Source organism: Tistrella bauzanensis, from assembly GCF_014636235.1.
GTDB classification, from domain to species: Bacteria; Pseudomonadota; Alphaproteobacteria; order Tistrellales; family Tistrellaceae; genus Tistrella; species Tistrella bauzanensis.
The window spans coordinates 66,849-74,205 of the sequence record NZ_BMDZ01000020.1 but is presented as its reverse complement, the minus strand read 5'-3'; the positions used below and the strand labels follow the sequence as shown (position 1 = coordinate 74,205).

The window sequence follows — 7,357 nt, the reverse complement described above, 5'->3', positions numbered from 1 at the left end:
GTGGAAGCCTGTTGAATCACGACAAACTACCGAGCGCCACAGATTCCGATCACCGCGTTAACCTGAACTCGTTGCCCTGGGTTGGCGGTATCCTGGTTGCAATGGTCGGCAAAAGACCATAAGGGGGGATGGCCGATGTTGAGGGACGCACTTCTCTACGACGCCCTGGGCAAGCCGATCCCGCAGCGCCACAAGGTGCTGTCGACTGACTGGGACGAGATCCGCGACTGGTCGAGCAGGGTCTATATGCCCTATCGGGTATCGCCGACCGGCAGCGTCATCCGTCCGCGATCGACCATGCATTCGGCGATGGTCGGGCGGATCACCGTTACCCGTTTCGCCTATGGCATTCCGGTCAACGTCACCGACTGGGCGCAGGATGCCGGCAATGCGGTGGTGCTGACCACCATCGGCGGCGCGGCGCGTCATGCGGTGACCGCGCGGCATCACGAGGATACCGGGATCGATGAAAGTTTCGTGGCCGATTGCAGCCGCACGGATTATCTGGTCGATTTCGACCCCGATCATCTGCAACTGAACCTGACCATTCCCCACGCGGTGCTGGAACAGGTCTGCCAGGACTGGTTCGGCTTCGTGCCCGATAATGCCTTGTGGCAGTATAAATGTCGTATCGGCGGGCGCAATTCCAGTTGGCTGGCGCTGATGACCTATCTGGTGCGCAGCATTGCCGAGGCGCCGGACCGGCTTGCCCGCGATCGCGTCGGGCGGCACCTTGAACAGAGCATCTGTATTCATCTGCTGAATGAATGGTCGGCGCGGGCGGGGATCGATCTCGATCAGCCCCGCAGCGATGTGGCGCCCCGTCACGTGCGGGCCGCAGAACGCTATATGGCCGCACATGCGGCGAGCCTGCCGGCCATGACCGAGGTGGCCCGTGCCGCCGGCACCAGCCTGCGCAGCCTGACCGGCGCGTTCCGGCGCTTTCGCGGTTATACCCCCAGCGCCTTTCTGCGCGAACAGCGCCTGCAGGGCGTGCGCGCGGCGCTGCGGGCGGCAGCGCCCGGCACCACGGTATCAGCGATCGCCAATGCCTGGGGCTATATCAATCTGGGTGAGTTCGCGCGCAGTTATCGGGGCCGGTTCGGCGAGTTGCCGTCAGAGACACTGGCGCGATAGCCCCGCGCCGCACGGCACAGGCCCCGGCGCCGCACGGCACAGGCCTCTGTCTGGCCGATGCCATGCGGGGGGGGGGCGCGACCATTGGCCGGCTGCCAGGTGATCAGGCACCCGTGCCTTTGCGCAGGCGCTGCATGAAGCCGTCCATCTCGGCGGCCAGATGTTTCGCGCGCTGGTTCAGCGCCGTTGCGGTTTCGGCGACATCGTCGGCCGCGGTCTTGGTTTCACTGTTGACCCGTTCGATGCCGGCAACGCCGCGGGTGACCTCGCGGGTGCCCGACGAGACCTGCTGTATGTTCAGCGCGATATCGCGGGTGGCGGCACTCTGTTGTTCCACCGCTTCGGCAATGCCGGTCGCGATCTCGTTCATCTGGCGGATCGTTTCGGCAATCTTGCCGATCGACTGCGCGGTGGCGGCGGCGACCTCGCGCATATTGCCGACCTGCGAGCCGATATCCTCGGTTGCGCGCGCGGTCTGAGCCGCGAGGTTCTTCACTTCCCCCGCGACCACGGCAAAGCCCTTGCCGGCCGATCCGGCACGGGCTGCCTCGATGGTGGCGTTCAGCGCCAGAAGATTGGTCTGTTCGGCGATGTCGCTGATCAGCTGAACGATTTCGCCGACCTTCTCGGCCGCCCCCAGCATGCCCGATACGGTGCTGGTGGTCTGTTCGGCGTCGGTGACGGCCTGTCTGGCGATACCGGACGACCGAGAAACCTGATCGGCGATACCGCTGATCGACCGTGACAGCTCTTCGGAGGCGGCGGCGACGGCATCGACATTGACGGCGGCCTGTTCGGCCGCGCCCGCGACGCTGCCGGCTTCGTTGCGCGCCATGTCGGCGGCGCTGGTCAGCCCGTGCGACGCGCCACTCAGCCGGCCGACCGTCTCGGTCAGGTCATGAACGACCGAGCGGATCGAGCTGTCCAGGTCCGATGCCGCCTGGATGCGGGCGTCATGAACCTGACCCATGATGCCGTGGATGTACTGATCGATCGCCATATCCATGTCCAGGAACACCACCCGGGTGATGGCAGCCTGGGCGCGGTCGCGCTTGTCCTGCGACCAGCGATAGCTGTGCGACAGTGCCGCAAGCAGCTTTTGCAGCACAAGCTGATAGCCGCCGATATACCAGCGGGGCTCAAGACCGATGCGGACATGGGCATTGCCGATCCGGGCCGCCCTGGCGGCATAATCGGCATCGAACCGGCCGGAAACCAGGGCCGTCCAATGGATTTTCTGCGCCTGCTTTAGATGATCGACCATGCCCGGCTTGTCGATCAGGGCGCGCATCGGCGGGAAGGTTGCCAGGGTCTTGTAGAACAGATCCAGCAATCCCTCGATCTCGGCCTCCAGAACTGGCCTGACCAGAGCCAGGTCGGCGACGGTCCGGGCGTCGAGCCCCAGAAAACGCAGACGGTCGGTGTCGAGCACAGAGGTGGTTACGGGCGACGTCATGGCAATGCGGACCATCCATTCGGATTATATGACAAAGCATCCTTTAGCCCGGGCCCCGACCCGAACTGCAGAATGCACCAAATATGCAGCATATTCGGAAGAGCGTTGATAAATGATTACGCAGGGCAATCCATCATCACGCATTTTCGCTCGGCACAGAGCCGATCGGGTCGTCCCCGATCTCAGGTGCCGTTTGCATCCAGGCGGCGGCCATGGCATGACGAACTGGCCTTCGCTGTGCATGTGAACCCGGTCGTCGCCGAAGGCCGTGGCGACCCATCCTCGATTTTGACATCACTGACACAGGATCGCCTTATGTTCTTCGCGCTGTCGAAACTGGTGGGCAATCTGATTCTGCCGGTCAATCTGACACTGATGCTGGTGCCCTTGGCGGCCCTGCTGCGGCTGTTCGGTCTGAACCGGCTGTCGACCGTTCTGTTCTGCATCGCGGGCGTGCTGCTGGCGGTCATGCTGTTCACACCGCTCGACACCTGGCTGCTCAGGCCACTTGAGAGCCGGTTTCCGCAGATGGACCGTCAGATGGTCGCACAGGGTGACTATGCGGGCATCATCGTGCTGGGCGGACCAGAGGATGGCAGGCTGACCCAGAAGCATGGGCAGGTATCGTTCGGCATGGCCGGTGAACGTTTCACCGAAACCGCCGTGCTCGCCCGGTTGCGGCCGGACCTGCCGGTCGTCTTCACCGGCGGCAGCGGCTTCTATGGCAGCCCGGAGGCGCGGGGTGGGCCGGTGGCGCACCGGATCCTGACTGATCTGGGGGTCGCCGAAGATCGCCTGATCATCGAAAGCGAAAGCCGGAACACCTATCAGAACGCCCTGTTGTCAAAGCCGCTGGTCAATTCCGTCAGCGACAAGCCCTGGATCCTGGTGACGAGCGCCGCGCATATGCCGCGCTCCTACGGGATCTTCACCGGCCTGGGCTGGAATATCGCCGCCTATCCCGTGGACTATAATTTTATGGAAGCACGGTGGGGCTGGAATGAGTACAGATTCGTCGACCGGCTTCTTCTGATAAATATAGCTGCGCGTGAATGGATTGGTCTTGTTGCCTACAAGTTGACAGGACGGATAACGCATTGGTTTCCTGCACCACGCCAGAAGATGTAGTTGCCATACAGGGTCTGAAGGATGTCTTTTTATGGTAAAACTGTCTAAAATATGATGATATCGCGCATCAGATGGTGTTGCGCGGTCGCGATGCGGCACGAGTGACCGGGGACGGTGACTCACCCTGTTTCCTGTCTGTGCATCATGACATATAATGGGTTCAGGTGTTCTCGCCATGCGTGGCTATACCATCAAGCAGCTGGCGCTGGCCCTGACCGCGTTGACCATTCTGCCACTGGCGACGGTGCTGGCATGGACCGTGCTGACCATCGGCGATCTCGACCGGCAACGCGCGGGTGAGCAGTTGCAACTGGCGGCCCATGGTGCTGCGACCGATCTTCACCAGCGTGTCGACGCTGCGCGCCAGTTGGTCGCGGCACTGGCGGTCAACGGGGCGGTACCGTTCACCGGTGATGCCTGCGCCCAGCGCTTCGCCGAACTGGCCCGCCTGCGGCCGATCTACAACAATCTGTTCATCACGGATGCCGATGGTCTGATCCGCTGCGCGGCCATGCCGGTGAAACCCGCCGATGGCTCGGTCGCCAGTCTGGCACAACGCCCTTATTTCGAGCAGGCGCTGCACAGCACCGAGCCTGTCGTTGCCGATGTGGTCAATGCCTTGAGCAACGGCCGCACCATTCTGCCGGTCGTCATGTCGGTGCGTGACGAGGCCGGCCGGCCGGTGGGCATCGTGGGCGTCGCGCTGGATCTGGGCATCTATCTGCAGGGCGTGGGCGCCTTGTTGCCGCAGGATACGGCATTGTCGGTCTGGCTGCCATCGGGCGAGGGCCTGGTGCATGAGGGACCGGCGACTGCGATGTCGCCGGATGTTGTCGACATCGTGCGCCGTGCGGGCCGGCCCCATTTCCATCTGGCGAGCGGCGATGCGATGGCCAGAGGCGGCGACCATCCGGCCACCATCGCGCAGACCTCGGGGTTGTCGGACAATGTCCGCCGGGTTCTGACGGTTGAACCGGTCGATCTGGAGCCGGTCAGGCTGGTGATCGGCGTCAGCATGCCGGATGCGCGGCTGTTCGGGCCGTCACAGCGGCTGACACTGAACAACATGATTGCCGCGGTGGTGCTTGCGGTCGGTCTGGGGCTGCTATCGGTCGGTCTGTCGCACCGGTTGTTGATCAGGCCGCTTCAGCGCTTGTCGGGTTTCGCCCGCGGCATGGTTGATGGTCGGGCCGACCGTCGGTTCCCGCCGGTATCGGGCGCGCGTGAGATCACCCATTTGTCGTCGTCATTGAACCTGCTGGTGTCGGCGCTGGACGACCGCGAGACGCGGCGCAAGGCAGCGGAGGCGGCGCTTCAGGAAACGCTGGCAGGCCTTGAGCAGACCGTCGCGACCCGGACGCGCGAGCTGGCCGAGGCCCATGAAGCGGTTCGTCAGCGCGCCCAGGACCTTGAGCGGGCCCGCAACCGGGACCGGATCGCTGGGCGGATGACCGATCTGATCCAGTCCTGTGCGTCTGTCGACGAGGCGGTGGGCGTGACGGAGCGGATGATGCCGGCGCTTCTGCCCGAGGATAGCGGCCGGCTGTTTCTGCACAAGGCCAGCCGCAATCTGCTGGAGGCGGCGGCAGCCTGGGGCCGGCCGGCGCTGCCCGCCAGAAGCATGGTGCAGGATGATTGCTGGTCATTGCGACTGGGGCGTCCCTATGTCAGTGACGGCGACGGCCCGGGCGACGATGCGGGGTCGGAATATGGCGGCCGAGGTGGCGAGGGGCGTCGGGGTGAGGGCCGACGGGGAGATGGGCAGGCACCGGTATGCGGTCATCTGGCGGGTGTGCCGGGGCGGCATGTCTGTGTGCCGCTGATCGCCCATGGCGAAATGCTGGGCATGGTGACGCTGGAGCGCGCGCCCGTTGCAGCCGGGGGCACCGCTGCCGGCGGGGCCGCCGCGGATATGCCGGCATGGTCGGATGACGATTTCGCCGCTCTGGATCGTCTGGCGCTGTCGATCGCCAATGTGAAGCTGCGGGAAACGCTGCGCGGCATGTCGATCCGCGACCCTTTGACCGGATTGTTCAATCGCCGCTTCGCCGATGAAATGCTGGCGCGTGAGCTGGCGGTGTCGCGGCGTGAGACCTTGCCGATATCGGTGGTGATGGGCGATATCGACCACTTCAAGCGGTTCAACGACACCTTCGGACATGAGGCCGGGGATCGGGTGATCCGGCTGGTTGCCCGCACGATGCTGGAGCAGTTCCGCGAAAGCGACGTCGTGTGCCGTTATGGCGGCGAGGAATTTCTCATTCTTTTGCCCGGCTGCGATGCCATGGGCGCCTTCAGGCGCGCGGATGCCGTGCGCCGGGTGCTGGCGGGGCTTCCCCATGGCGAGGAGGTCCAGCCATATGGACCCGTCACCATCTCGATGGGGATCGCCTGTTTTCCGGAAACGGTTGCCGAGGAAGGCCGCCTGGTTGCCGCGGCCGATGCAGCGCTCTATCGGGCCAAGCAGACCGGCCGCAATCGGGTGATGATCGACGGAGGCGATATCTGTCCCGGCGCCGACGTCATGAAGAACACCGCCTGAGATGCCTTGGCGCCTGAGCGGCCGTGCCGGTTGCTCAGGCGGTGCCGCCCGCCCGGGCGAGGCGACCGCTCGCGATCTCGCGGCGTCGGTCCTCGATCACCTCAAGGATGGTTTGCTTGCCGTCGTCGTCGAACCGCCGCCAGGCGCGGATTTCATCGATGGTGCGGTAACAGCCCTCACACCAGCCGGTGATCGTGCTCATGCGACAGACATTCACGCAAGGGGATGCGACGGTCATGGTGCGGGTCTGGCTCCGGCTTCAGGGGGCAAGGCTAAAATGCGATGTGATCACGGCTCGAACTGTTCGCGCAGGATCCGCTCTTCAAGGCTGTGCCCGCGGTCGAACAGCAAGGTCAGTTGCCGCGTCGGATCGCGTGCCACATCCACGCGCCGGACGTCGCGCACTTCGGTATAGTCGGCAACAGCACTCACCGGCCGCTTCACCGCTTCCAGCACGTCGAAGCTGATGGTCGCTGTGTCGGCCAGCAGGGCACCGCGCCAGCGGCGTGGCCGGAAGGCACTGATCGGCGTCAGGGCAAGCACGCCGGCACCGAGAGGCAGGATCGGGCCATGCGCGGAAAGATTGTATGCCGTGCTGCCCGCCGGTGTCGAGACCAGCGCGCCATCGCAGATCAGCATCGATTGGCGCTCGATACCGTCCACCGAAATTCTGAGCTTGGCGGCCTGACGGGTTTCGCGCAGCAGCGACACCTCGTTGATCGCCAGCGCTTCGTGCCGGGTGCCGTCCATGGTGTAGGCGCGCATCAGCAGCGGGTAGATCACCGCCGGCACCGCTTCCGTCAGCCGGATGTCCAGTTCCTCGACCCGGAACTCATTCATCAGGAAGCCGACCGTGCCGCAATTCATGCCATAGATCGGGATGCCGCGGTCCATGAAGCGGTGCAGCGTCTCCAGCATCAGCCCGTCGCCGCCCAGTGCCACGACGATCGCCGCCTTGTCGGGCTCGACCGTCTCGTACATGCCCTCGATCAGCGCCTGAGCGGCGATCGCCTCGTCGCTGTCGGCGGCGACGACCGCAAAGGGCGGCGTGATACCGGTCCGCACCTGTGTCATCGGCGTCGTCCCGGACATGA

6 protein-coding genes are annotated in these 7,357 nt (G+C 64.5%); 3 read left to right on the top strand and 3 right to left on the bottom strand.

Annotated elements, in window-relative coordinates; translation table 11 throughout:
- The first annotated feature begins 135 nt into the window (after window positions 1–135).
- Window positions 136–1,137: an AraC family transcriptional regulator gene (locus IEW15_RS10440; RefSeq protein WP_188577538.1), complete on the top strand. Its 1,002-nt coding sequence runs from the start codon at window positions 136–138 to the stop codon at window positions 1,135–1,137.
- A gap of 103 nt (window positions 1,138–1,240) precedes the next feature.
- On the opposite strand, the gene IEW15_RS10435 is transcribed toward IEW15_RS10440, so the two are convergent.
- Window positions 1,241–2,593, bottom strand: coding sequence for a globin-coupled sensor protein (locus tag IEW15_RS10435; protein WP_188577536.1), 1,353 nt, complete (start codon window positions 2,591–2,593; stop codon window positions 1,241–1,243).
- 72 nt (window positions 2,594–2,665) lie between these two features.
- On the opposite strand from IEW15_RS10435, the gene IEW15_RS10430 reads away from it, so the two are divergent.
- Both IEW15_RS10430 and IEW15_RS10425 read left to right on the top strand, forming a co-directional pair.
- Window positions 2,666–3,721, top strand: coding sequence for a YdcF family protein (locus IEW15_RS10430; protein ID WP_188577534.1), 1,056 nt, complete (start codon window positions 2,666–2,668; stop codon window positions 3,719–3,721).
- 175 nt (window positions 3,722–3,896) lie between these two features.
- Window positions 3,897–6,263, top strand: coding sequence for a sensor domain-containing diguanylate cyclase (locus IEW15_RS10425; RefSeq protein ID WP_188577532.1), 2,367 nt, complete (start codon window positions 3,897–3,899; stop codon window positions 6,261–6,263).
- 34 nt (window positions 6,264–6,297) lie between these two features.
- On the opposite strand, the gene IEW15_RS10420 is transcribed toward IEW15_RS10425, so the two are convergent.
- Together IEW15_RS10420 and IEW15_RS10415 are read right to left on the bottom strand one after the other, a co-directional pair.
- Window positions 6,298–6,465 (bottom strand): DUF1289 domain-containing protein, encoded by a 168-nt coding sequence (locus IEW15_RS10420; RefSeq protein ID WP_229707992.1) that lies wholly within the window; start codon window positions 6,463–6,465, stop codon window positions 6,298–6,300.
- An 86-nt stretch (window positions 6,466–6,551) separates the two neighbouring features.
- The gene (locus IEW15_RS10415; RefSeq protein ID WP_229707991.1) at window positions 6,552–7,355 is read right to left on the bottom strand and encodes an NAD kinase; all 804 of its coding nucleotides are present in this window, start codon (window positions 7,353–7,355) and stop codon (window positions 6,552–6,554) included.
- Window positions 7,356–7,357 lie beyond the last annotated feature (2 nt).